The sequence below is a fragment of the Myxococcota bacterium genome (assembly GCA_039030075.1).
Lineage (GTDB): Bacteria > Myxococcota_A > UBA9160 > UBA9160 > SMWR01 > JAHEJV01.
The window spans coordinates 26,040-49,648 of the sequence record JBCCEW010000035.1 but is presented as its reverse complement, the minus strand read 5'-3'; the positions used below and the strand labels follow the sequence as shown (position 1 = coordinate 49,648).

Annotated in this window: 25 protein-coding genes; 9 read left to right on the top strand and 16 right to left on the bottom strand. The window is 70.1% G+C overall.

Annotation, left to right across the window (positions count from 1 at the left end):
- Positions 1–99 precede the first annotated feature (99 nt).
- The 7 genes from AAF430_24625 to AAF430_24595 form a co-directional block, all read right to left on the bottom strand.
- Complete coding sequence (locus AAF430_24625; protein MEM7413440.1) at positions 100–615, bottom strand: hypothetical protein; 516 nt, start codon at positions 613–615, stop codon at positions 100–102.
- The gene (locus AAF430_24620) at positions 612–1,436 is read right to left on the bottom strand and encodes an SDR family oxidoreductase (GenBank protein MEM7413439.1); all 825 of its coding nucleotides are present in this window, start codon (positions 1,434–1,436) and stop codon (positions 612–614) included. Before AAF430_24620 ends, AAF430_24625 begins: the two co-directional genes overlap by 4 nt.
- A gap of 8 nt (positions 1,437–1,444) precedes the next feature.
- Positions 1,445–2,206, bottom strand: a complete 762-nt coding sequence (locus AAF430_24615) for a polyketide synthase (protein ID MEM7413438.1) — start codon at positions 2,204–2,206, stop codon at positions 1,445–1,447.
- On the bottom strand, positions 2,203–2,967 hold the full coding sequence (locus tag AAF430_24610; GenBank protein MEM7413437.1) for an SDR family oxidoreductase: 765 nt from the start codon (positions 2,965–2,967) through the stop codon (positions 2,203–2,205). The genes AAF430_24615 and AAF430_24610 overlap by 4 nt, the downstream gene beginning before the upstream one ends.
- Positions 2,964–3,716 (bottom strand): enoyl-CoA hydratase/isomerase family protein, encoded by a 753-nt coding sequence (locus AAF430_24605; GenBank protein MEM7413436.1) that lies wholly within the window; start codon positions 3,714–3,716, stop codon positions 2,964–2,966. The genes AAF430_24610 and AAF430_24605 overlap by 4 nt, the downstream gene beginning before the upstream one ends.
- Positions 3,717–3,756: 40 nt before the next feature.
- Positions 3,757–4,986: a hydroxymethylglutaryl-CoA synthase gene (locus tag AAF430_24600; GenBank protein MEM7413435.1), complete on the bottom strand. Its 1,230-nt coding sequence runs from the start codon at positions 4,984–4,986 to the stop codon at positions 3,757–3,759.
- A 205-nt stretch (positions 4,987–5,191) separates the two neighbouring features.
- Entirely contained in the window at positions 5,192–5,452 is a 261-nt protein-coding gene (locus AAF430_24595; GenBank protein MEM7413434.1) for a DUF6116 family protein, read from the bottom strand.
- 106 nt (positions 5,453–5,558) lie between these two features.
- Between AAF430_24595 and AAF430_24590 the strand changes: the two genes are divergently transcribed.
- From AAF430_24590 to AAF430_24575, 4 genes are all read left to right on the top strand, one after another.
- Positions 5,559–6,422, top strand: a complete 864-nt coding sequence (locus tag AAF430_24590; GenBank protein MEM7413433.1) for an LLM class F420-dependent oxidoreductase — start codon at positions 5,559–5,561, stop codon at positions 6,420–6,422.
- Between the two features lie 32 nt (positions 6,423–6,454).
- Positions 6,455–6,943, top strand: coding sequence for a hypothetical protein (locus tag AAF430_24585; GenBank protein ID MEM7413432.1), 489 nt, complete (start codon positions 6,455–6,457; stop codon positions 6,941–6,943).
- A 36-nt stretch (positions 6,944–6,979) separates the two neighbouring features.
- Positions 6,980–7,339 (top strand): DUF3127 domain-containing protein, encoded by a 360-nt coding sequence (locus AAF430_24580; GenBank protein MEM7413431.1) that lies wholly within the window; start codon positions 6,980–6,982, stop codon positions 7,337–7,339.
- Between the two features lie 212 nt (positions 7,340–7,551).
- Positions 7,552–9,330: a hypothetical protein gene (locus tag AAF430_24575; GenBank protein MEM7413430.1), complete on the top strand. Its 1,779-nt coding sequence runs from the start codon at positions 7,552–7,554 to the stop codon at positions 9,328–9,330.
- Here AAF430_24575 and AAF430_24570 read toward each other — a convergent pair.
- The 5 genes from AAF430_24570 to AAF430_24550 all read right to left on the bottom strand — a co-directional run bounded on the left by AAF430_24570 (position 9,327) and on the right by AAF430_24550 (position 16,420).
- A complete protein-coding gene (locus AAF430_24570) occupies positions 9,327–11,657 on the bottom strand; it encodes an adenylate/guanylate cyclase domain-containing protein (GenBank protein MEM7413429.1) in 2,331 nt (776 codons plus the stop codon). The two genes, AAF430_24575 and AAF430_24570, sit on opposite strands and share 4 nt — an antisense overlap.
- Positions 11,658–11,690: 33 nt before the next feature.
- Positions 11,691–12,560, bottom strand: a complete 870-nt coding sequence (locus AAF430_24565; GenBank protein ID MEM7413428.1) for a hypothetical protein — start codon at positions 12,558–12,560, stop codon at positions 11,691–11,693.
- Between the two features lie 11 nt (positions 12,561–12,571).
- A complete protein-coding gene (gene lnt, locus AAF430_24560) occupies positions 12,572–14,110 on the bottom strand; it encodes an apolipoprotein N-acyltransferase (protein MEM7413427.1) in 1,539 nt (512 codons plus the stop codon).
- A gap of 124 nt (positions 14,111–14,234) precedes the next feature.
- Positions 14,235–15,350, bottom strand: coding sequence for a hypothetical protein (locus tag AAF430_24555; GenBank protein MEM7413426.1), 1,116 nt, complete (start codon positions 15,348–15,350; stop codon positions 14,235–14,237).
- Between the two features lie 41 nt (positions 15,351–15,391).
- Positions 15,392–16,420, bottom strand: a complete 1,029-nt coding sequence (locus tag AAF430_24550; protein ID MEM7413425.1) for a glutathione S-transferase family protein — start codon at positions 16,418–16,420, stop codon at positions 15,392–15,394.
- 188 nt (positions 16,421–16,608) lie between these two features.
- Between AAF430_24550 and AAF430_24545 the strand changes: the two genes are divergently transcribed.
- The 4 genes from AAF430_24545 to AAF430_24530 all read left to right on the top strand — a co-directional run bounded on the left by AAF430_24545 (position 16,609) and on the right by AAF430_24530 (position 19,902).
- On the top strand, positions 16,609–17,007 hold the full coding sequence (locus AAF430_24545) for an FKBP-type peptidyl-prolyl cis-trans isomerase (protein MEM7413424.1): 399 nt from the start codon (positions 16,609–16,611) through the stop codon (positions 17,005–17,007).
- 76 nt (positions 17,008–17,083) lie between these two features.
- Positions 17,084–17,704 carry a TetR/AcrR family transcriptional regulator gene (locus AAF430_24540; protein ID MEM7413423.1) on the top strand — a complete coding sequence of 207 codons (621 nt, stop codon included), beginning with the start codon at positions 17,084–17,086 and terminating at the stop codon, positions 17,702–17,704.
- Between the two features lie 3 nt (positions 17,705–17,707).
- Complete coding sequence (locus tag AAF430_24535; GenBank protein MEM7413422.1) at positions 17,708–18,691, top strand: Rieske 2Fe-2S domain-containing protein; 984 nt, start codon at positions 17,708–17,710, stop codon at positions 18,689–18,691.
- On the top strand, positions 18,691–19,902 hold the full coding sequence (locus tag AAF430_24530; protein ID MEM7413421.1) for an amidohydrolase family protein: 1,212 nt from the start codon (positions 18,691–18,693) through the stop codon (positions 19,900–19,902). The genes AAF430_24535 and AAF430_24530 overlap by 1 nt, the downstream gene beginning before the upstream one ends.
- A 16-nt stretch (positions 19,903–19,918) precedes the next feature.
- Here the strand turns inward: AAF430_24530 and AAF430_24525 are convergent, their stop codons facing one another.
- Both AAF430_24525 and AAF430_24520 read right to left on the bottom strand, forming a co-directional pair.
- Positions 19,919–20,671 (bottom strand): GH25 family lysozyme, encoded by a 753-nt coding sequence (locus AAF430_24525; protein ID MEM7413420.1) that lies wholly within the window; start codon positions 20,669–20,671, stop codon positions 19,919–19,921.
- Between the two features lie 6 nt (positions 20,672–20,677).
- Positions 20,678–21,511: an enoyl-CoA hydratase gene (locus AAF430_24520; GenBank protein MEM7413419.1), complete on the bottom strand. Its 834-nt coding sequence runs from the start codon at positions 21,509–21,511 to the stop codon at positions 20,678–20,680.
- A 113-nt stretch (positions 21,512–21,624) separates the two neighbouring features.
- Here AAF430_24520 and AAF430_24515 point away from each other — a divergent pair, with 113 nt between their 5' ends.
- Complete coding sequence (locus tag AAF430_24515; GenBank protein MEM7413418.1) at positions 21,625–22,476, top strand: fructosamine kinase family protein; 852 nt, start codon at positions 21,625–21,627, stop codon at positions 22,474–22,476.
- Here the strand turns inward: AAF430_24515 and AAF430_24510 are convergent.
- Together AAF430_24510 and AAF430_24505 are read right to left on the bottom strand one after the other, a co-directional pair.
- Positions 22,473–23,264 carry an MBL fold metallo-hydrolase gene (locus AAF430_24510; protein ID MEM7413417.1) on the bottom strand — a complete coding sequence of 264 codons (792 nt, stop codon included), beginning with the start codon at positions 23,262–23,264 and terminating at the stop codon, positions 22,473–22,475. The genes AAF430_24515 and AAF430_24510 overlap by 4 nt on opposite strands.
- Positions 23,265–23,268: 4 nt before the next feature.
- Positions 23,269–23,577: a Dabb family protein gene (locus tag AAF430_24505; GenBank protein ID MEM7413416.1), complete on the bottom strand. Its 309-nt coding sequence runs from the start codon at positions 23,575–23,577 to the stop codon at positions 23,269–23,271.
- Positions 23,578–23,609: the final 32 nt, after the last annotated feature.

Sequence of the window (23,609 nt, the reverse complement as noted above, 5' to 3'; positions counted from 1 at the left end):
GGGGCCCCCGCCGGGGTGGGGTTTGGGGGGCGGCCGGGCGCGGGGGGGGGGGGCCCCCGGGGGCGGGGTGTGTCCGGGGGGATGCGGGGGCGGTTTGGCTCAGAGAGCCGTCACGGCGGCCACCGAGCAGATCCGGCCGGCCTGGAGGCATTGCCCGAGAATGGTAACAAAGAGGCCGTCATCCAGCGTCCGGGCGAGAATTTCGACGTCCTCGCCGGGCACGATTTCGTGGAGGAAGCGCGCGCCCCGGACGTGGGTGAGCGCCACCTTCTCCGGCGTCTCCGCTTCCGAGAGTTCGGCGTAGAGGACCAGCCCGGCCTGACCGACGGCTTCGACCTGGAGCACCCCGGGCCACACCGGGTAGCGCGGGAAGTGCCCCGCCAGCACACCCGACGCCCGGGCGATGTCGTAGCGTGCCGCGATCGCTGGGGTTTCGCGGTCGATGCCGTACACCCGATCGACCAGCAGGATGGGGTCACGGTGCGGCAGGCGTGCCTCGACGGCGGCCTGGTCCAGGATCGGCGGACCCGCGCGCAGGGCGTCCGGCACCAGCGGCTCCTTGGTGGCCCGCTTGAAGAGCTCGGCGAGCTCGGGCTCGAGGTCGACGTCGCTCACGAGGATTCGCCCTCGGGGAAGGCGCCGGGCAGGCCCACCCCGGCGACCAGGGACATCGGGCTCACGTGGGACCAGCCCTCGTCCACGACGATCACCTGTCCCGTGACCGCATCGAAGCAGCCCGATGCGATGCCGACGGCGGTGCGCGCGACGCCGCGCGGATCGAGGAAGAGCCCCGGCCGCTCTTCGGCCAGGCGGTCGACGTTCTCGCTGCCGAAGGTCGCCCGTGAGCTGTCGGTGTCGAGGAAGCCCGGGCGCAACGCGTTCACCCGCGTGCCGTGTTCCTTCAGACGCAGGGAGAGGTAGCGGATCAGCGTCTCGAGAACGGCCTTCGACGCACCCGCGAAGTCGTACCCGGCGTGACACACTTCGCCCCCGTCGCTCGAGACGCCGATCACGTAGCGCGGGTACCGACCGAAGACTTCCTCGCTGGCCTGCACCAGATCGACGAGGGGCCATGCCGAGTAGGAGAGCGAGAGGTCGAGGGTCTTCTTCTTGAGATCCGAGAGCTCGTTCACCACCTTCGAGAAGGCCACGTTCGACACGATCGTGTGCAGCTCACCGGCGCGCTCGCGCACGATGCCGAGCAGCTCACGGGTGGCCTCCCCGTCGGAGACGTCCGCTTCGAGGATGTGGGGCGCGTCCAGCCCTTCCTTGGTGAAGTCAGCGATGAGCTCTTCCTCGTCGGTGCTTCCCCAGCGGTGGGTCAGGAAGACCGACGCGCCGGCGCGCGCGAACTCGAGTCCCATTGCGCGGCCGAGTCCGCGGGTGCCGCCGGTGATCAGGACCGCCTTCTGCTTCAGGTCGATGGTGATGGCCATGGGTCTCCTCAGTCCTCGCTGCGAGAGCCGGGACGATAGCGCTCGTCGATTCCCGCACGGACCTCCGCGTCTCCGAAGGACACGGCGTGCATCCGCTGCTCGGCTTCGAGGGCGCGCTCGAGTCGCACGCGGCGGTCGGCCGAGAGGGTCTCCTTGAGCAGCACCAGCGAGGTCCGCGGCGCCTCGGCGATGTCACGGGCGATCGCGAGGGCCTTCTCGCGCACCTCGGCCCGCGGCACCACGCTGTGGGCGAGCGGGCCCCCGCTTGCGGCGAGTTCCTTGCCCTTGCAGAGGCGCCCGGTGAACAGCAGCTCGCGGGCCAGCGGTGCACCGACCGCCGCCTCGACCATCACCGTCGAGCCCATGCCGGGCGTGAACCCGAGCTGCATGAAGTTGGCACCGTAGAGGCTCTCTCGGGCGTGAACCGGCACATCGCACCAGAGGCCGATCAGCCAGCCGCCGCCGACGGCGTGCCCTTCCATCGCCGCGACGCTGGGGACCGGCAGGTCGAGGAGCAGGCTCGGGAACCGCTGACAGAAGGCCGCGATCTTGGCGCGTGCATCTTCGTCGGTCAGCAGATCGCGGTGGGCTCCCGCCGAGAAGTAGGGCCGCCCGCCCTCGACGAGGACCGCACGCACGGTCGTGTCGGCGCGGAGCGTGGCGACGGCCGCTTCGAGCTCGCGCACCGCGCCGGTGGTGTCCAGGTAGGGCGCGTCGTCTTCGCTGATCCGCAGGCTCGCGATGCCGTCTTCGAGCGTCTCGAGCTTCACAGCGGGACGTCCACCAGGCCGCCGGTCGCATGGATCGATTCGCCGTTGATGAACGACGCCCGCTCACTCGCCAGGAAGAGCGCGATGTCGGCGACCTCTTCGGGTTCGCCGAGGCGCCGCAGGGGGCAGTGGTCGACCAGGAAGGTGCGGAAGGCTTCGGGGATCTGATCCGACATGCGGGTCTGTACGTAGCCCCCGACGACGACGTTCGCGCGCACGCCGCGACGCCCGTACTCCTTCGCGATCGAACGGGTGAGGCCCTGCAGCCCGCCCTTGCTCGCGGAGTAGGCGGCCTGGGAGGTCGCGCCGTTCTGGGAGAGGGAGCCGATGTTCACGATCGCGCCGCCCTCGCCCTGGCCGAGGAATTCCTGAACGGCGCGACGCGCTACCAGGAAGGGTCCCGTCAGGTTGTTGGCGATCACCTCGTCGAATACCTCGGTCGGCATGCGCAACAGCAGATCGTCGCGGGAAACGGCAGCGTTGTTCACCGCCGCGTCGACGCGCTCGAAACGCTCGAGGGTCCGATCAAAGAGCGCCTCGACGTCGGCTTCGGAGGACACGTCGGCCTGCACGGCCAACACGCGGTCGCGCGCACCCAGCGCATCGGCAGCGGACAACACCTCGTCCGAGGCCTCGCCGAGCGTGCGGCCGCAGAAGACCACCGAGGCGCCGCGCTCGAGGGCCCCGAGCACGATCGCACGTCCGATGCCGCGCGATCCGCCCGTGATCACCACGACCTTGCCGTCGAAGATTCCGCTCACGATTCCTCCAACGCGCGTTCGTCGTCCGTCGTCGGCCAGGGGGCCTCACCCGCCAGGAAGCGTCGCAGGCGCGCCTGGCTGGCGGGGCTCGCCAGGAGTTCATGGAAGCGCTTGATCGCCGCGTCGAGGAAGGGGCGCGCATCGCCGCTCGACGCCGTGAGCTCCTTCACCGCGGCCTGGGCCAACGGCGACATGCGTGCCCAGCGTTTTCCATGGCGACGTGCAGCGGAGCGCGTGTCCTCCGCCACCTCGTCGACGAGACCGCGCCGGCAGGCCGCCTCTGCGTCGAGGGCCGGGCTGCCGAGTGCGAGGCTGCGAGCATGGGTGGGAGCCATGCGACGCGAGAGGGTTGGCAACACCACCGCGGGAATCAGCCCGACCAGCGCTTCGGGCAGGGAGAACTCGGTGCCGGGAGCGGCGACGACAAAGTCGCAGGCCGCGACCACGCCCACGCCCCCGCCGAGCACCGGACCCTCCACCCGCGCGAGCACCGGACGCGGATGACGTTCGATCGCCTGCAAGAGCGCGGCGAAGTCCTGGAGTACCCCGACGATCTCGGCCGGATCCTCGAATCCGGCGAGGGCCTCGAGGTCCAGACCCTCGCAAAAGGCGTCGGTGCCGCCCGTGATCTCGACCCAGGCGTGCGCGGGCGGGGCCTCGAGACGGGTCGACCAACCGCGGATCGAGGCGGGCGTGAGCTTCGGTCGCCCGTGTTCGTCGCGCAGCGGGATCGACAGCACGTCGCTCACGAGGCCGACCCCGCGGCGGCCGCGTAGCGGCGCGGGCGCCTCATGCGAAGCGGTACTGCCGGTAGTAGTCGCGCACCGAATCGAGGACGAGCCGGCCGCTTCCCGTATACCGCGCGGCGAACAGGCCGGGAATCGCCTCCGCATTCGGGTCGAAGTCGGGCTCGGTGAGGCTCTGCTCCATCGCGAGCACCTCGCCTTCGTACTGGGCGAAGTCGATCGGCGTGCGATCGGCGAGCTGGTTGGCCAGACCGTGTCGACCCACTACGGCGCGTGCTTCCGCGCCGACGATCCCGCTGAAGAACTCGGCGCACGAGCCGGACCCATACGAGTAGAGACCGATGCGGTCACCGGCGGCGAGCGCGGGCTCTGCGTCGATGCGTCCCGCGAGCGCGGCGTACAGACAACCGCCGTAGAGGTTGCCCATCTGCTGACAGTACGCGAGCGACGGCGCGACGAGGCGCTGCCAGCTCGCCGCGACGACGTCGTCCTCGGGAAACTCGTCGTCGCTCTCGACGACGATCTGGTGGGCTTGTTCGACCAGCGGCACCAGCGGCGTGTGGTAACAGATCGCCGCGCAGTGATCCTGGATGCGGTCGACCGCGTTCTCCTTGCGGTAGTCGCCGAGCGCGATCTCGAGCAGGTCGAGATAGGCGCCGAGCGACAGGCCCGAGTTGATGCGTTCGAGGGTGGGCGTCGGCCGCGTCACGTCATAGACCTCGCGCGCGGCGTAGCCCGCCTTCGGCTCGAGGCGCAGCACGCGGGGATCGGCGGCGACGCTGAGGGCGATGCTGCCGGCCCCTTCGGCGGGCTCGGCGGGATCCCCGAAGAGCTTCCGCGCCATGTCCGCCATCACGACGAGCGCGCGTTTCTCCGGGTTCGTCGCGACCCACGAAGATGCCAGACGCAGCGAGGCCGTCCCGGCGTAGCACGCATGCTTGACCTCGACGTTGCGACAGCGGTGACCGAGGTCGAGGTAATGGTGCACGTAGGAGCTGAGCGGCTTCCCGTCGTCGACGGGCGACTCGGTGGCGACGATCAAGAGCTCGATCGGGCGCGGATCGTTCGACGCCACCACGGGCTTCGCCGCGTTCACCGCCAGGGTGACCGGGTCTTCGAACTGGGGCGCCAGCGAACGACGCTGGAGCTTCAGGCGCGCGACCTCGTCGGCGGGGTTCCCGCGCCCGGCCACGATCGTGGCGGCATCGACGGCGAGGCTCCCGGCGTACAGGTGGAGATCGTCGATTCCGACGTCGGGCAGGGCGTGGCTCAAGGCGGTCTCCCGGCAAGGGGAGGGGTGCGGCGCCGCCCGTGGAACCGGGCGAGGGCGCTCCCCCCCAGCGCGGGCGCAGTGTAGCGTGGCGCCCAAAGCGCCGGAACGTGGGCGCTTTCTCCTCGTGCTGGGGAACCGCGCCGCCAGGGCCGTGACCGACCCGTCGACCGGGTCCGGTGTCTGCCGCGAGAACGCGGGGCGCGGCCTAGGCGCCCCCGTCCGGGGACACGACCCGCGCGGCTTCGACCGGGTCGGCGGGGGTCTCCTCCGCCTCCTCGGGCCGGCGCCAGCGGGCCAGCACCAGGGCGCCGAGCCCCAGCAGGATCTCGTCGGCGAAGGGCAGGGCGTCCGGGACGAAGACGTCGAAGACGAACAGCCCGGCCGTCACGAAGAACAGGGTGGGAAAGCGGAGCCGACCGGCGAAGCGCAGGAGGGCGGCCAGGAGCGTCCGCTGGGCGAGGGGCATGCGGGCAGGGTACCCCGCGCCGCTCCACGCCGCGGCCCGGACCTCGCCCGACCGTGGGTGTATCCTCGTCCCTCCACCGGGCTGAGCCCCACCCCCAGGAGTCCCGATGAAGTTCGGAATCGCCTTCGCCAACGTCGGCCCGTTCGTCCAGCCGGACGAGGCCGCCTTCTTCGCCCAGACCGCGGAAGCCGCCGGCTTCGAGTCGCTCTGGACCGTCGAGCACGTGGCCGTGCCCGCTGGCTATCAGGCCCAGTATCCCTACAGCGACAGCGGCAAGATGCCGGGCAACGAGGATTCGCCGATCCCCGACCCGCTGATCTGGCTGTCCTTCGTCGCGGGTGCCACCAGCAAGATCCGCCTCGCCACCGGGATCCTGATCCTGCCCCAGCGACACCCGATCTACGTCGCCAAGGAGGTCGCCACCCTCGACGTGCTCTCGAAGGGGCGCACGATTCTGGGCGTCGGAATCGGCTGGATGGAGGACGAGTTCCGTTCCCTCGGCATTCCCTTCGACGAGCGCGTCACGCGGACCGAGGAGTCCTGCGCCGCCCTGCGGACGCTCTGGAAGCCCGGCGCGAACGCGTTCAAGGGAACGCACTACGGCTGGGAGGCGCTCGAGTCGAACCCGAAGCCGGTCCAGGCGGGCGGCGTGCCGATCGTGGTGGGGGGGCACGTGCTCGGCGCCGCGCGTCGTGCCGCGCGGGTGGGAGACGGCTTCTTCCCGATGAAGACCGAGGGGGACCGGCTCGGCAAGCTGCTGGAGGCCATGTCGGACGAGTGCGCGAAGGTCGGGCGCGATCCGTCCGAGATCGAGGTGACGACCTCGATTCCCGGACTCGACGTCGACGCGATCAAGCGCCTCGAGGACCAGGGCGTCTCGCGCGTCGTGATGGGACCGCCGGGCTTCGATCGCGACGGCCTGCGCAAGGGAATCGATGGTTTCGCCGATCAGGTGATGTCGAAGTTCTAGGGGCCCCTGTCCCTGCTGAGGAGATCCCGCGCGTGAGCGAACACTTCCTTCCTCGTCGGCCGAGCGCCGTTGCCCCGCGTCTTTTCGCGCTCGTGGCGCTCGGAGCCTGGCTGGGCTGTGCGGCGGAGGCGGAGGCGCCCGAACCCGAGCTCCTGGTCAGTGAGGATCGCTTCCGCGTGCTCCTCGCCTCGGATTCGCCGTCGGCGGCGGATCAGGCGGGCGAACTGCGGGTGACCGTGGAGACGACGGGCGGCTGGCACGTGGCCGAGGAGGCGCCTGCGCGTCTCGATCTGACGGCGCCGGCGACGATGGCCTTCGAGCCCGCGGAGCTGCGCCAATCCGAAGTGCGTGCGAAGCACGAGAACGGCTTCGAGTTCGTGACGAAACTCTTCGCCGAAGCCCCCGGCGGCGGCGTGGCCCAGGGGCTCTTGAAGTTCGGGATTTGTGAAGACGACGAATCCCAGTGCGTGATCGTCCGCCGCGACCTCACGCTTCCGATCGACGTCGCCTTCGAGAACTGAGCGCGGCCCGGCGGGCTTCGGGTATGCTCCGCGCCCATGGGCATGGAGACGACCGGACGCATTCACGCACTCTTCGACACCCAGCAGGTGACCGAGCGCTTTCGCAAGCGCGAGTTCGTCGTCGAGCTGGGCGACAACCCCCGCTATCCCCAGTACGTGCTCTTCCAGCTGACCGGGGATCGCTGCGAGAACCTCGACGGCTTCGAGGTGGGCGAAGAGGTGAAGGTCGAGTTCAGCCTGCGGGGTCGTGAGTGGCAGAGCCCGCGCGGCGAGACGAAGTACTTCAACAGTCTCGACGTGTGGACCCTCGAGCGCCTCTCGGCGAGCGCCGGCGCGGGGGACCCGTTCCCGGTCGACGACGCCCCGCCTCCGTCCGACGACGACGTCCCGTTCTAGACGCCCCCATCGCTTCGCGGCCCCTCGGCGGACGCGCTTCCGGCCTGGGTCACCCGGGTCACCGACGACGCGCGGCCCGGGCCGATGTCCCAAAAACCGCCGTCCAGACGACGCACGGGCTCGTGGATTTCGAGAGGCGGAGGCCTGGAACGGTGGATCTTCCCCGAGGGAGTGGTGTCGCGCGGAAGGATGGGCGTAGAATTTCCCCCGCCATGCGACCCCCCCTCCGACGCCAGGTCGCGGCCTGGGGGAGCGCGCTCGCGCTGCTCCTGCCCTTCGTCGCTTCCGCTGACTGGACCGAGTTCGAAGACCAGCCGTTCCTCGACCCGGGGGGCGCCGAGGTGGACGGGCTGGCCAGCGCCGAGCCGATTCCGACGGGCGGCGCGGATTTCTTCGACCGCTTCGGCGGCGGTCCGGTGCTGGTGCGCGGGCATCTCGATGCGGGCGACATCGATGCCTATGCGGTTTCCCTGACGAGCGGCGACTTGTTGCTCGCCACCTTGTTCGACGCGAATTCGGGCGCCTTCCTCGACCCCGTACTCGGCGTGTTCAGCGGAGGGGCACTTCCCGCGCTCAGCCTCGACGACGACGGGGGACCGGGCTTCGGCAACCAGCTCGGTCATCTCGCGGGAGGTACCGGCGTGTTCGAGCTGGGGGTGAGCGGATTCGGTGACGCCGCCTTCGATGGCACCCACGATGAGGCACTCCAGGCGTTGGCGCCCTATGAGCTGGTGCTCTCCGTCGCGCGCGACGGAGCGCTGCCCCTCGAGCACGACCTCACGGGCGCGGACAACGACGTCGCCGCGCGCGCGAACCTGCTCGCCGGCAACGGCGGCCTGGTGCGCGCCACGCTCGCCGCCAACGACGTCGACTACTACGCGATCGAGCTGGAAGAGGGCGATCGCCTGTTCGCCTCGGTCTACGACCTCCGCGACAGCGGCTTCGACTTCGGCGCAGGCGAGCGCCCGGACCCGGTCGTCGGCCTCTGGGATCCGAACGGCGTCGCGCCGAGCTCGAGCGCCGATGACGACGCCGCGCGCGCGCTCCTGCCGGCCCGCACCTTCACCGTGCCGCCGGGCGGTGGCGGTCGCTGGACCGTCGCGGTCTCCGGTTTCGGCGACACGGCCTTCGACGGCACCCACGACGAGGGTCCCTTCGACTACGTCTTCTCGCTGGTGCGCGACCGCGCCTGCCCGTCGATCCCGGCCCTCGTCTCGGGGATCTCGGCCTCCACGGCGAACAGCTACGTGCTCGCGACCCTCGAAGGGGGCGACCACTACTACACGGATCGCACGAACCCCCAGAGCCACGTGCTGGTCGACGTGCCCGAGGAGCTCGAGTGTGCCGAGTGGATCCAGACCGCCAACAACGACAAGAACGTCTCCACGAATCCGCACCTGCAGTTCTCGCTCGCTCAGGACGCGACGGTCTACATCGGCTACGACACGCGCGCGACGGCCGAGCCGAGCTGGCTCGCCCAGGACTTCACGCCGACGACCATGCTGGTCGACATCGCCGACCCGGATCCCGTCCAGGAGTTCGACGTCCTGCGCCGTGACTTCGCCGCGGGTCCCGTCGCGCTCGGTGGCAACCTCGCGCCCGGCGCCGGTTCGAACTACATCGTGATCGTGAAGCCCCTCGATACCGACGATGCGGACCAGGCCTACCAGCTCCCCAGCGTCATCGGGACGGGTTTCGTCTCGATCACCGTGAACGGGGTCGTCGTGATCGTGGCGACGACGGCAGGTCAGACGGCCGCGTCGCTCGCGTCGGCGCTGGCGGCGGCGATCAACGCCGACGCGACCCTGCAGAGTCAGCGCATCTTCGCGCTGGCGAGCGGCGATACGGTGGTCACCACGGGCACCATCGACGAAGTCGTGCTCGGCTTCCCCGTGCCGGGCTTGACGCCCTTCGCGCTCGCGCTGACGGCGCTCTTGCTCGCGGCCGCGGCCTGGTCCGCCCTGCGCGAGCGTCCGTCCCGCCAATCCTAGACGACGTGTAGGGGGAGCGCGGTGCTGCGCCCCCGCACCCGCACCGGGGGCCGGCTCTCGAAGCGCGCGGCGGCTTCGCCGGCGGCGTTGCGCGTGGCGTCGTCGATGACGACTTCGACGCCCAGGTCGCGGGTGAGGGACTGGAGGCGCGCCGCGAGGTTGGTGGTGTTCCCGAGGACGCACCAGATCCGCCGTTCGCTCGACTGGATGTGTCCGACGTAGGCCGGTCCGGTCGCGACTCCGACGCCCACGGTGAGGGGTTCGCCGGTGTGCTCTTCGAGCGAGAGATCGTGGACGAGGGTCAGGGCCGCGCGCACCGCGGCGGCCTCCTTCTGCGGGTGGCGGCGCGGAGCTCCGAAGACCGCCATCAGGCCGTCGCCCTGGAAGTCGACGACCCAGCCCTGGTGCTCGCGCACGACGTCCGAGACCGCGGCGGTGTAGGCGCTGACGACCTGGAAGATCTCGTCGGGGCGGCGCTGCTCGGAGAACCCGGTGTAGCCGCGGATGTCGACGAAGAGGACGCTCACTTCCTGTTCGCCCGCCGGGACGTCGGAGCTGGCCCGGCTCAGGGCGTCGCGCACGGCGGCCGGGACGTAGCCCGCCAGTCGCTCCTGCCGCTCGCGTTCCACCCGCACGATGGCCGCGGCGTCGAAACGCTCGAGCTGCAGGGCCACCCCCTCGGCGAGTCCTTCGAGCAGGGCGAGGTCCACCGGGGTGTAGACGTCACCCGAGGCCTTCTCGCCCAGCACCAGGAACGCCTGGAGGTGCTTGTCTCCGCGGATCGGGAGCAGGAGCTGCGCGTCGAGCGCTTCGAGACTCGCGGCCTCGACCTCTTCGAGGAGCGTCGCGCTCTGCCAGCGCCGCCAGCGCTCCTCGGGAATGGCGCGGTCCGCGTCTTCGACGAGGGCGGCCAGGCGTCCGCGGACGTCGAAGCTCGGAGCGACGCTCGCGCCGGCACCGAAGACCGGGACGAAGTGCTCGTCGGTGCGGGCATAGATGGCCAGGTCGGTGAGTCCGAGCAGCTGTGAGAGCTCGGTTCCCAAGCGTTCGAAGAGGGGTCCCGGCGCGTCGAAGCCGCGCAGTTGCACCCGCAGCTCACGCACCCCCTCGTCGAGGGCGCGTCGCTCCCGGAAGAAGAACCCCTCGATGCGCGGGCGCAGGGCGCGCCCGCCGAAGAAGAGCCCGGCGCCGATCGCGAGCGCGAAGACCCCCTGGGCGAGGTTCGGGTCGACGCTCGTCGCGCGGCTGGTGGCGGCGGCGACGCGTGGTGCCACGCCGATGCCGAAGGCCAACGCGACGACGCCGAGCAGCGAATACGACGCCGTCACCGAAATGAGTCGATCGATGTCGAAGAGGTTGTAGCGGACGAGGGCCAGCGTCAGACAGACCGGCATGAACAGCAGCGCGAGCAGGCTCCACTCGTAGGCGGGACGCCAGGCCGGGACGAACCCGCCGGCGACGGCTGCGGCCGCGATCGGGACGAGCGCCAGGTAGAGGCCGAGTGCGATCCAGCGCAGCTGCCGCCGGGCGCGAACGTCGGAGCGGACGTACACACGGGCGACCACCGCCAGAATGCACACCACCAGGAGCGCGTAGCTCGCGAACAGCAGCGGCAGCCCGATCTCGGGAGCGAGCGGCGCCCCGATCTGCCAGCTCGTCAGGAGGGGCGCGATGACCAGGAAGAGCCAGGGCCAGCGCGGTTCGCGGGCCGCACCGGGGAAGAGCAGGAACGCTCGCAGGGCGAGGGGGCCGGTGAAGCCGATCGCCAGCGCGTAGAGCGGCAGTCCCAACCCGGTGCGCCACTCCCCTCCCGACAAGAAGGCCGCCCAGTGCGTGGCGTAGGCCAGGCACATCCAGGCGAACGCGCGTCCGGCGCGCGAGTCCGAACGCAAAGCGATCAGGACTGCGGCGACCCAGAGGCCCAGGATGACCGGTGTAAAGCTCCACGGCGCGTTGTAGGGACGCAGCTCCAGGAACGCGGCGCGCGTCTCACCGGCCCGATCGACTTCGAGATCCACGCGTCCCGACGCGTCGGCGGCGCCGTAGAGCGCAGCGAGCACGCCCATGCGCGACGCGCCGACGAGCGAGCGCTGGCCGACCGAGATCAACCGATCGCCGGGACGCAGGTCCGTCGCCGATGCAGGCGTCTCGGGCCAGAAGCTGGAGACCTGCGGTGCGTCGGTCGGTGACGTTGCGGGCGTCACGTAGATCGGCGCCCACGCGAGCCGTCCCCGCAGCGCGAGGTCCAGGTGCAGGATCCAGGCACCGGCGGCCACCACCGCGAGCACGGCGAGTCCGATGCGGGCAGCAGGCCCCGCAGAGGTCATGCGGACCTCCGAGTCGATGCGAAGACGTTCACCCTAGGAGCAGGTCGGCGGCGCCCCGGGAACCTTCTCGGCGAAGCTCAGCGTGATCCGGAACTCGGCGATCGAGGCGAGGGAACCGCTCTCCTCGGCCTCGAGCTCGCCGCAGCCCGCCGGCGTGCTCGTCGCCGCGTCGCCACACAGCGACGGGTTCGACTGGATGAAACGCTTGCGCACGCCGTCGCGTGCGGCGTCCGAGATGAGCGGCACCACGTCGTTCGCGTTCACGACGAGTCCGAAGTCCTGGGCCACCTGGGAGAGCTTGATGGCCAGATCGTCGAAGGAGCCCTCGATCACGGGCTGGGCGCTGATCGTGGCGGGGGTGAGCAGCAGGGCGCCGGTGAACTGCAGACCGAAGATGCGAGACTCGGAGGTGATGCGGTTGTTCCAGTTGCCGAGGATCAGATCGACGAGGTTCGTCGCGGTGTAGGAGTCGGCGACGCGTGCGACCTGGTTCTGGTGGCGGAGTTCGAAGAGCAGGGTCAGCACCTCGCCCGTGTTCTGGCCGAGGGTCGTGACGTTCGAGTCCTTGGCGTCGTCGTCGGCGATCACCGTCAGCGTGCCGCGCATCTGCGCCTGCACGGCCGGCAGGCACACGGTTCCGCCGACCCCGTTCGTCACGACGGGGAAGGCGCCGCTGTTGTCGACGACCGGGTTCGCACACGCCGTGGTCTCGCCCGGGTCGCGGAAACCGTCGCCGTCGTCGTCGAGGACGAAGTGGATCTGTTGGGTCGCCTCGCACGGGATGGTGTTGCCGCCGGCCCCGCCTGCGCGAGCGGCGCCGGGCGAGAGCAGACTGGCGCCGAGCAGCAGCGCGAGCGCGGAAACGAGGGGCGCCGAGGCGCGACGGGGATGGGTGTTCTGCATGACGAGGGACCTCATTCGGGCCTGCGCCGTCCGACGGCGAAGAGCCACACGCAAGAGAGTAGGGCGCCCGACGCGGCCGGGGGCACCCAGTTTGCGAGTCGCGCCCGGGGGCTGTTGACGTTCGTGGGGTGGACGCGCGCGCGGAGTACGGCGGGTTCACCGTAGGGCGCGCGCGCGAGGACACGGCCATGAGCGTCGATGACGACGCTGCTCCCGGTGGTCGACGGACGCAGCCAGGGGCGTCGGTTCTCGACGGCGCGAAAGACGCCCACGGCCACCTGATGAGCGGTCGCGGCCGGGCTCGCGAACCAATCGTCGTTCGAGGGGTTCACCAGCAGGTTCGCTCCCTTCGCGGCGAGCTCGCGCGCGAGCGCGGGGAACAAGGCTTCGGAGCAGAGCAACACCCCGACCCGGGCGGCCTCGCCCTCGAGCGGGTGCAGGGAGAGGCCCGCCGCGAAGCGCGAGCGCTCGATCGGAGACCAGCGCGGTTGCGTCTCCGAGAACGGGACCAGCCGCACCTTCTCATGGCGACCCCGGATCCGACCCGCGCGCACGAGCAGCGCGGTGTTGACGGGCTCGCGCAGGAGCGCGCGGGTGCGGGACCCCGGCGCGCCCACCAACCAGTCGGCGGTGGAGCGGCGCGTGTGTTCCGAGAACTCCTGCCAGAGGTCCGGACGCTGGGAGGGATCGAAGCGAAGCGCGAGCTCGGGCCAGACGACCAGGTCGGCGTTCGGGCCAGCACGTTCGCTCAGTGCGAGGTAGTGGCCGAGATTGTCGGCGTGCGCATCGGGGGCGAGCCGCTGGGTGCGCGAGAGGCCGCCCTGGACGACCACGACATCGAGTGCGTCGCCCTGTTCGAAGTGGTGACGAAGCGCGTCGGTTCCGTAGAGCCACGCCGCGATGAGCGACGCCAGCACGACGGCGCTCTCCACACGCGGGAACGCGGGACGCCGCAGGCCGCGCACGACTTCCGCGAGTACGGCGTTGGCGGCGGCGAGCACGGCGCCGAGCCCGAGTGCGCCGACCGTGTCGGCTGCCTGCACGAAGGGCAGGACTGCCGACTGGCTGTAGGCGAGCAGTGCCCAGGGCAACTCGAGCGGGCCCGCGAAACGCAGTGCTTCGCAGCACCACCAGGCGGCACCGACGGCGATCGGGCCGGCGCGATTCCCGGCCGCGGCGAGGCCGGCACCGAGCAGCGCGAAGGGCAGGGCGAAGTAGAGCGCGACGCCACTCGCGAGCGCCAACGACCCGCCGAGACCCACGGCGAAGAAACCATCCACGAGACCCGGCAGCCAGGAAGCCAGCAGCGCGCAGAGCGCGACGGCGAAGGTGCTGCCCGCGAGCGCACCCAGCCCCGGGCGCGCATCGCGCAGCACGACGAAGAGCGGGACCAGGGCGATCCAGGCCAGCGGCGCGAGGTCGAGAGGCGGGAAGCTGGCCGTGACCAGGACGGCCGAAGCCACCGCGCCTGCGAGCACGCGCGCACGGCCCCGAGCCCACGCGGTGGGGGCTCCGAGGGTTCCGTGGCTTCCGAATCGGGATCCGGACATCGGCTTCCCCGCCGCCCCCGGGCGGAGGGGGCTCGCCGGGGGCTCGGTGAACAGGGCCAGGAGGGCGGCCCGCGGGATGGGGCCAGCATACGCCCAGCGTCGGAGGGACGCTCGACGGAGTGGGTCAGCGGGTCTGGCCGAGCACGATGCGCCGGAAGTCGCGGATGACCGGCAGCCGCTCGAGCCAGGGAGAGGCATCGGCGCGCGAGGGATCTCGCGGGTGGGTCTCGCCGGCGAAACCCTCCGGAATCTGGTCGACATTCGAGAGTCCGACTTCGGCTCCTCCCCAGTATTCCCAACCGGGTACCGAGAGTTCGTCGTCGGCAGCCACGTCGATGGTACGCACCCCGTAGCTCGAGAGATCCGTGGTGGTCGCCTGGGGTGGGATGATCCAGGCCTGCTTCGGCCCGGCCATGAACAGGTACTGGATCTCCCGGTTCTGGGAGAGGATCCGGTAGCGCCGGAGCCGACCGCCGTAGAGCGAGCTCTTCGAGGTGCTCCGCTCGAGCAGGCCGCGCCGGAAGTCCGGCGCGTATCCCTTGGCGAAGACCAGCGATTCCGGCTCGAGGGCGCGCCGGAAACGCGCAATGGGGCGGCCGCCGTGGATTCGATTGCGCGGGTTCGCCTGGGCCCGCCGCCGGGGCTCGACGAAGTCGCGGTAAGCCTCGAGGCGATCGTCGGGGGCCCGGCGCAGCACGCGCTCGATCGCGCGATCGTCGCGCGGGACCCGCGTCGCTTTCCGACTCAGGTTCTCGAAGGCGTCCTGGATCTCGATCGGAAGATCCGTCGTCGACTCGTCCGAGACTTCGACCTCTTCCCCGTCGATCCGGACCGTGCGGATGTCCCCCTTGCCGATCCAGTTCTCGCGATCGGAGCGCACGAAGTGGGACGCCGCCCGCCAGATCAGGGACACGTCCTTGTAGAAGAGGCGCGCGTGGACCCGTTCGGGCTTCCCCGGCGGCGCGGGCTGGGCGACGTAGCCGACGAAGAAGCGCAGGTCCGCGTTCTGTCGCACCGGCGACAAGTAGTAGGTGGTGTCGAAGAGGGCGACGCGGTGGCGGGGCCGGTAGCCCCAGCCGAAGAGTCGCTCCGGGCGCTTCGCGCAGGAGCCGGCGCAGCGCAGCTCGGCGTCTTCGAGCAGCGCGTCGAACTCGCGCGCGATCGCGCGCGGCGGCCGACGATCGGCGCGTGCCGCGGCCACGATGCGGCGTTCGAGCAGAGGCGCGCTGGCTTTCCCCATCCTCGATGCCAGTGTAGCCGCGTCCCGGAAACTCGGGGGCGTCAGGCGAAGAGTGCCTCGCAGCCCGTTCCCGCCAGTGCGCCGTCGACGACGGACTGGTCCGCGGCGGAGAGGGCCTCGTAGTCGCGTCGCAGCCACACGAGGCACTTCGCCTGGTAGGGGAACGGTTGCTGTTCCCAGGGCAATCCCTCGACTTCGCAGCGCACCGTGTCGTTTCCCTCCTGGAGGGCCTGGGCGTTGGCGCGCATCACCGGCACGTAGGTCCGCCCCATCTCTTCGAAGAAGGGGCGGAGCACGCCGATGTCCGAGCGCGACAGCCAGTCGTCGTCGCTCACTTCGATCCCCGAAAGATCTTCGACCACGTCCACCCAGGCGTAGACCCGCGGGCTCTCGGCGAGGGTGACCGCGGCGGGGGTCGGGTCGAACTGGGCCAGCTGGGTGAGCTGGCCGAACCACGCAAAGTCCGCCGCGCCCGGGCGTCTGCCGAGGACGTAGGGGTGGGCGCTGAGATGCGCGTCGAAGAGGCGGAGGAAGCGCACGTAGCTCGCCTCGATCACAGGGGCCGTCGTCTCGTTCGAGCCCACCACGTAGAGCCGCGAGATCTGACGTTCGGAGAACATCTTCCGCAGCGGGTCGACCTGTGCGTCCGGCGTGTCGACGGCTCGCCAGAGCGGAAGCACGTGCTTCGCCTTCTCGATGTCGGCCTCGTAGGCCCAGCGATAGTGGAACATCGGCTTCGTCAGCCATTCGTCGCCGTAGTCCTCGAGCAGGGCGTCGAGGAAGGCGAGCGCGGGATCCGGCGGGACCGCCGCGCGGACGGAGAACGCGGCCTCGAAGCGCCGCAAGAGCGGCGTGGAATCCGTGACCGCCGCGAGCTCGCCGCTGTCGTCGGGCAGGAAGAAGGTCGGGAGCAATCCCACCTTCGGCTTCGGCAGGTCGTGATCGGCCGCGCCTCCTTGCTGGATCATCCGGTAGGGAATCCCGCGGTAGCGCAGGAGCGCCCGCATCTTCCGCGTGTAGGGGGAGCCGGGGGCTCCGATGAAGTCGACGGGCGTCGGGATCTCGGTCATGGGGCTCCTCGGGATTGCCTCGCGGACGGCGGGCGCGGGCCGGACGGAGTGGAACATAGGAATTGACAGTCTATGTGACAATTCTAGGGCCGAGGGGTCCGCTGGGGAAGCGAAAACCGGGACGCGAAAACGGTCCCCGCGAATGGCGCCCCTTCCGCTACCGTGCCGGCCGCAACCCGGGAGGACCCATGCGCACCCTCGTCTCGCTCCTGTTCGTCATCCTCGCCCTCGCCTGCGGGCCGGGCGGACCGGAGACCATCACCACGGCCTCGGGCCTGCAGATCACGCATCTCACCGTCGGCGAAGGCGCCCAGCCGAAGGCCGCGAACATCGTCGAGGTGCACTACCACGGCACGTTCCCGGACGGAAAGGTGTTCGACAGCAGCGTCGAGAAGGGACAGCCCGCGCGCTTCCCATTGAACCGCGTGATCCGCTGCTGGACCGAGGGGGTCCAGATGATGAAGGTGGGCGGCAAGGCGAACTTGGTGTGCCCGCCGGAGATCGCCTACGGCGCCCGCGGAGCCCCGCCGCGGATCCCGGCCAACGCCACCCTCCACTTCGAAGTGGAGCTGCTCGGCGTCCAGTAGAGGTTCCCCCAGGGGGGTTGTCGTTACAGTTGGGTGTAATCTTGCAGCCGGCTGTACCCTTGGCCACACTCGGGGCATGGACCCCCAGCGAGCGGAACTGACCCGGCGTGAGCGCCGCAAGCTCGAGCTCCACGACCGTCTGATCGAGACGGCTCGGGCACTCTTTGCCGAGCGCGGCGTTGCTGCGTCTACGGTGGCGGAACTCTGTACCCGCGCCGACGTCGCCGAGAAGACCTTCTTCAACCACTTCCCGTCGAAGCAGGACCTCGTCCGCGAGATCGCCCAGCGCGCGATCGATGAACTCTTGATCGAGGTCGAGACCGCACGCAAGGAAGGCGCGGACACGGCGGATCGCCTCGCGCGCTTCTTCGACTCGTTCGCCGAACGCAGTCTGCAGGCCGGACCGCTCTCCCGCGAGCTGGTTTCCGAGCTGGTGCACGTGGTGCACGACCAGGGCTCGCCGTCCGAGCAGGCGCGTCGCCTGCACGATGCGTTCGGCGCCATCGTCGAAGACGGGCTGCGTGCCCGCGACGTTACCCGGCGTCACGACGCCGAGACCCTGACCGAGATGATCATCGGGGCGTTCTACGTCCTGACCTTCAACTACGCCAACCTCGAGAATTTCCCGCTCAAGCAACAAGCCACGGCCGTCGCGCGTTTCCTCGGAGATGCATTGGCGCCCGCAGCGAAGGAGTAGTCCATGGCCAAGCGCGACGATTGGCACGATCCGCTTCCGATCCCGAACGGCTGGTTCGCCGTCGGCTGGAGCCGCGAGCTGCGCCCGGGCGACGTGCGCCCGATCCACTACTTCGGTGAAGACCTCGTGCTCTTCCGCACCCGCTCGGGGGAAGCACGCGTGCTGGACGCCTTCTGTCCGCACCTCGGTGCGCACCTCGGCCACGGCGGGCGCGTGATGGGCGAGACGCTGCGCTGCCCCTTCCACGCCTGGCAGTTCGACGGCACCTCGGGGGAATGCGTGCACATTCCCTATTGCGAGCGGGTCCCGCGCCAGGCGCGACTGCGCCCGTGGGAGGTGCAGGAGAAGAACGGAATGATCTTCGTCTGGCATCACGCCGAGGCGAAGCCGCCCGAGTGGAACTTCCCGGTGATGCCCGAGATCGGCAACGCCGATTGGTCCGAGCCTCGTCTCGAGTCGCTCGAGATGGAGGCCTACGTCCAGGACACCCACGAGAACAACAACGATCCGGTCCACTTCCAGTACGTCCACGGCATGGTGGGCGACTCGAGTTCCGAGATCGAGTACAGCCCGGATAGCACCCACTACCGGATCACCACGCACAACGAGCAGGAGACGCCGCTCGGCACCTTCCAGATGTCGCTGGTGCGCGACTCCTGGGGGCTCGGGCTCACGGCCGTGCGCAGCGTGGGCATCCCCGACGCGGGCCTCCTGCTCTACTCGTCGACGACCCCGATCGACGCCGAGCGCGTCGAGTCGCGCTGGCTCCTCACGGCCACCAACAACCTGGTGGACATCGCTGGTGAAGAGTGGATGAACCGGCTGCTCGAGGGTGTGCAGCAGGACATGCCGATCTGGAAGAACAAGGTGCACCGCGCCCGCCCGGTCCTGTGCGAAGCCGACACCTACCTCGGTGAGTTCCGGAAGTGGGCGCGGCAGTTCTACTGCAACCCGCCCGGCGACGTCGCGGAAGGGGAGGGCCGATGATGAGCGATCGCTACCTCGTCGTTTCTTCCGACGGTCACGCGGGCCTGCCGCCCGAACGCTACAAGGACTACCTCCCGTCGAAGCTCCACGATGCCTTCGACGCCGCGCTTCCGATTCAGCTCGAGATGACGAAGCGCATGGAGAAGAGCTTCCTCATCGCCGACATCAACGCCGACTGGCGCGAGGGACGCGACGCCGACCTCTCCGGAGCCTGGGACCACGACGCCCGCAACCGGGTGCTCGACGGTGATGGCATCGCCGCGGAAGTGCTCTTCCCGGACGGGGTCACCGAGCGCAACGCGCCGCCCTTCGGTGGAGGCTTCTCGATGCCCACCGAGGGGGTCGTTCCCGAGCTGCAGTGGGAAGGTTGCCGCGCCCACAACCGCTGGATGGCGGAGTTCGTCCAGATGCAGCCCGAGCGCCGCATCGGTCTGGCCTGCGTCCCGGTGTCCTGGGACATCGAGGCTTCCGTCGCGGAAATTCGCTGGGCGAAGGAGAACGGTCTGCGCGGGCTCGTCTTCCCGGTGATGTGGGGTAAGCAGCCGCCGTACCACCATCCGCGCTACGACCCGGTGTGGGCGGTCTGCGAAGAGCTCGACATGCCGATCCACTTCCACTCGGGACCGTCGCCGATCGAGGACTACTTCGGCCCGATCCCGCCCGAGGAAGGGCAGCCGAAGCTGCCGGGCGCCGTCGGCATCTACGTGTCCGAAGTCGTCATGTGGAACGTGCGCCCCCTGACCTTCATGATCTGGGGCGGTGCCTTCGAGCGCTTCCCGAAGCTGAAGGTCGCGATCACCGAGGGCACCACGGTCTGGGTGCCCGAGTATCTGGCGCTCCTCGACTTCCGCTACGACGTCACCCACTACGCCCAGAAGCTCGGTGACTACCGCAGCCATCTCTCCTTGAAGCCTTCCGAGTACTTCGCGCGAAACGTGCGGCTCGGAGCGTCGTGCATGCCGCGCCGCGAGGCCGAGCTGCGTCACGACATCGGCCTCGATTCGATCATGTGGGGCTCGGACTATCCGCACCCCGAAGGCTCGTGGCCCTACACGCGAAAGCAGCAGATCGAGACCTTCCACGGTCTGCCCGACGCCGAGATCGCCGCGATGCTGGGCGGGAACGCCGCCGACTTCTACAGCCTCGATACCGACGCGTTGGCCCCGCTGGTCGATCGCGTCGGTCCCGAGCGCGCGACCTTCCAGGGCTAGCCGCGACCGCCGGGGGTTAGAAGACCCCCGGCGGTGCGCAATGCAAGGGGACGGTCCAGCCGTTCTCGCCCTGGACGTCGTCGCTCCAGAGCGGACACCGCAGCACGTTGAGGTCGACGGGTCCCTCGATGCCGGGGCGGCGTCCCCAGTTGTGGTACTGCCACACGACCCAGTGTTGGGTTCGGAAGCTCGGGGGGCGCACCAGGCTGCGAATCCAGAAGCCGTCACGGTCGAGCGCGTTTCGGAGATAGGTGCGGTGGAACTCGCGCGTCGTGTAGACGAGCGGGCGCAGGCCGTAGTGCGCCTGCACCTGGTCGAGGAACGTCTCGATCTCGGCCACGACATCGTCGACGGCCGGGCCTTCCCGGCAGGGTCCCATGTGCTCCGCATCGAGGGCGTGGCGCAGGGCGCTGGCGTCGCGGGGAACCACGCGAATGAAGTTCGCGGCCTGGGCTGCGCCCGAACGGCACTGGGTGAAGAAGTGGTAGGCGCCGCGCTTCACGCCCGCGTCGGCGGCGCCGGCCCAGTTCTCGGCGAAGCGCGGGTCGACGAAGTCGCCGCCCTCGGTCGCCTTCATGTACACGAAGGCGACGCCTCCCCCGACGACCGCGGGCCAGTCGATGGGACCCTGGTGGTGGGACACGTCGATGCCGTGCACGCCGTAGATCAGCCGCGCGGGCTCGAAGTAGGGATAGAGACGCGGGGCGCTCAGGATCACCAGCGCGAAGCCGGCGAGGATGCCGAGCACGGCAAGGGCGCGACCCAGCAAGGCGTGTCAGCGGCCCTTGAACTCGGGGGTGCGCTTCTCCACGAAGGCACGGGTGGCGTTGCGGTGGTCCTCGGTGAAGCCGGTGTGCACGTGGTGAGTCGCTTCGAGGTCGAGACACTCCATCACGTCGCCGCCGACCGCGCGGTTGAGGTTCTCCTTCATGTAGCGATACGCGACCGTCGGGCCCTCGGCGAGGCGTCGGGCCAGCGCGCGGGTCTGGTCCTCGAGCGCGTCGGCCGGCACCACCCGATGCACGAGCCCGATGCGCTCCGCCTCCTTCGCGTCGAGCCGGTCCGAGAGGAAATAGAGCTCGCGGGCCTTCGCCGAGCCGATCAGCTGGGTCATGAAGAAGGTGCCGCCGTAGTCGCCGCTGAAGCCCACTTTCGCGAAGGCCGTGGTCAAGAGTGCCTGCTCCGAGGCGATACGCAGGTCGCACGCCAGGGCCAGGGAAAGCCCGGCGCCCGCCGCCGGCCCCGGGAGCGAAGCGATCACCGGTTTCGGCAGGGTGTAGAGGCGGCCCGCGGTGTTTCGCTGGCTGAGGCGCTGCGCGTGGATCGCGGCGTCGATACCGCCGCCGGGACGCGCTTCGTCGCCGCGATTCTGGGCGTCCATGCCCTTCACGTCGCCGCCTGCGCAGAAGGCGCCGCCTGCGCCGGTGAGCACCACCGCGCGTACGTCGAGGTCGCGCTCGGCGGCGTCGAGGGCACGCTCGATGCCGAGCAGCATCTCCCCGTTGAGGGCGTTGCGACGCTCGGGCCGATTGAGGGTCAGCGTGGCAACCGAGTCGGAGACCGAGGCCAGTACGGTCTCGGTGCCGGTGTCGAGGGAGCGGGTGGACATGGTCGGTTCTCCTCCTGGGGCTTCGCTCCGCAGCCTACGCGAAGCCCGGGTTCGACGGCTACCCGACTCCGCGTCGCTGGTTCACACTGCCCCTCGCGTGAGAAGGGAGTGCGATGGACCTCGCCGCCGAGATCGAAGGCCTGCTCGGGATCCGGGTGGAGCAGTTGGGTGGCGTGTCGGGAGGCGACGTAGCCCAGGCCTACCGCGCTGACCTCGCGAACGGGGCCCGGGTCTTCGCGAAGACGCGCGCGGGTGCCGCTCCCGACTTCTTCGAGACCGAAGCGCGTGGACTCGCGTGGCTGCACGAGGCCGAGGCCCTGCCGGTGCCCGAGGTCCTCGCCGTGTCGACGGCGCCCCCGTTGCTCGTCCTCGAGTGGATCGAGGTCGGCGCGCCGCAGCCCCGGGGCGAAGCCGCGTTCGGTCGCGCCCTGGCCGAGCTGCACCGCGCCGGCGCGCCCTGTTTCGGGCGTGAAGACCGCCGCACCACCGGGAGCCGCGGCCTGCCCAACGAGCCCTGCGCGCGTTGGTCCGAGTTCTTTGCGAGCCAGCGCTTGCTGCCTCTCGCACGCCTCGCGAAGGACGGCGATGCGTTGCCGGGTCGCGCGATCCGGGCTCTCGAGGCGCTCGCCGGGCGACTCGACACCCTCGGTGTTCCCGACGAGCCGCCGGCCCGACTGCACGGCGACCTCTGGGGTGGCAACCGCCTGATCGACACCGCGGGGCACAGCTGGTTGATCGATCCCGCCGCCCACGGCGGCCACCGCGAGTTCGACCTCGCGATGATGCGTCTGTTCGGTGGCTTCGGCGAAGCCGCTCATCGCGCGTACGACGAGGTAGCGCCTCTGGCGCCCGGCTCGCGGGAGCGCGTGTCCCTCCATCAGCTTGCACCGCTCACGGTGCACGCGATCAAATTCGGCGGCGGGTACGTCGGGGCCACCGAGCAGGCCCTCGCCGACTGGGTCTAGTCCGCGCCGGCTCGGAAGGCGAGGTAGGCACTCGCGAGCTCGACGAGTCGTTCTCGCCCGAAGCTCGGGTCGTGGCCGCCGTGAACGACCTGCACCGGCAAGCTCCGCAGCCGTTCCATCGTGCGCACGTAATCGTCGATGTCGCTATCGGGAAGCGTGTCGAGCAGCGGGCCATCGTAGATGGCGTCTCCCGAGAAGAGCACGCCGCTGTCGGCCTCCCAGAGTCCGATGCTGCCGGGCGAGTGGCCCGGTAGATGCAACACCTCGAAGCGTCGATCGCCCAGGTCGAGGGCGTCGCCCTCCTGGAGCTCGCGGGTCGGTGGAGCCGACGCCGTCCGAAAACCCTCGACGTCGAAGGACTCGTGGGGCAGCGCGTCGATCAGCGCGGGGAGCTCGACGGGCATGTCGAGCGCGGCCAGACCATCGAGGAGTTCCTCGGGGAACTGGGAGCGCGCGAGCGCACAGAACTCCTGGTAGTCGGCCATGCGGGCGGCTTCGGCACGGTGCACGCAGCGGGTTCCGAATTCGTGGAGGCTGCCGACGTGGTCGTAGTGGATGTGGGTGGCGACGGCGACGAGCGGCTTGTCGACGAGGTCCTGGAGCTCCCGGCGCAGGGAGGTCACCCCGAGCCCCGTGTCGACGAGCAGGTCGGCGTCGCGGCCGCGCAGGTGCCAGATGTTGCAGCGCAGGAGCGGGTGGGCGTGGGGCTCCCAGAGCTGGGTCAGGCCGTCGCCGTGGCTCCTTCGTGCGAACCAGCGGTCCGCGATGCGCAGGGGCGTCTCCGCCAACGGGTCAGCGCAGCGCGAACTGCACCGCGAAGCGCTGGGCCAGCACGGGTTTGATGCAGCGCGCGATCACGTCCTGATGGCTCGGGTGATCGACGTAGGTGCGCCAGGCCGCCTCGTCGTCGAAGTCGGCGACGATGCCGAAGTCGAAGTTGCCCGAGACCAGGCCGAGATCGTCGCCGAAGTGATAGGCGCGCAGCTCGGGAATCTGGGCGGGCAGGGCGGCCAGGCCGGCGCGAATCGCTTCGCGTGCGGCGCCGTCGGTGCCTTCCTGGAACTGCAGCAAGACGACGTGACGAAAACCCGGTTCGGCCAAGGGAGTCTCCAAGCGACGGGGGAACTGCGGAA